This window comes from Collinsella aerofaciens (genome assembly GCF_901212495.1).
GTDB lineage: Bacteria > Actinomycetota > Coriobacteriia > Coriobacteriales > Coriobacteriaceae > Collinsella > Collinsella aerofaciens_H.
This window is the reverse complement of sequence record NZ_CAAKNY010000029.1, coordinates 1-780: the sequence shown is the minus strand read 5'-3', so window position 1 is coordinate 780 and position 780 is coordinate 1. Positions and strand designations below refer to the sequence as shown.

At 58.7% G+C, this 780-nt stretch carries 1 protein-coding gene; it reads right to left on the bottom strand.

Translation table 11 applies throughout. From position 1 onward, the window contains the following. The coding region (locus SFLMC1_RS02905; RefSeq protein ID WP_154033418.1) for an ATP-binding protein at positions 1–735 on the bottom strand (735 nt) is incomplete at its 3' end. Positions 736–780: the final 45 nt, after the last annotated feature.

Here is a 780-nt window from a genome sequence, read left to right as displayed (position 1 = left end):
CGCCAGGAATTCGGCCACATGGCGCAGCAGAGAAGGGTCGGTCACCGCGCTTTTGCCCTTCCCGCGCTCGCGGTTGACGATATCGCGCACGGCGATGGCCTCGTAGACTCCGGACATGTACGCCGAGTGCTGCGCCTGGGTCGTCGATAGGGATGCAATGGCTGGCATGCCCCCGTACTCAAGGTAACGAGTAAGCATATCGTCAAAGAGAACGGGATCCCCCTCGGGGGTGAGAGCCACCGACCTTCCCGATGCAAACTCGATCCCGCAGAAGTCAGCGAACTCGGAGAAGGACAGGGGCAGCATCTTTACCTCTACGTAGCGCCCGGACAGATAGGTGGCCAGCTCGCTCGAGAGAAGATACGCGTTCGAGCCCGTGAGATAGATGTCGCAATCGAAGTCGACCCTCATCGCATTGACCGCATCCTGCCAGCCATCGATTCTCTGGGGCTCGTCTATGAAGACGTAGGTGCGCCCCTTGTCCGACAGGCACCCGCGAATGCGATCGTAAAGCTGGTCTTCCGTCTTGATGCCCGCACCCTTGCTTTCCAGGTTGACGCTCACAAAACCGCGGCCAGCGACCCCCTCAGACTCGATGGTTATCCTGATAAGATCGAGAAGGCTCGACTTGCCGCACCTGCGCACGCCCGTAATCACCTTGATGAGGTCGGTGTCACGGAAGAGCATTGCCTCCTCGAGGTACCTGCCACGGTTCCTGAGCCTGCTGCACTTCAAGAGCTGCTCCTAAAACTCGAATCTGGTTACACTTTTAGGAGTATC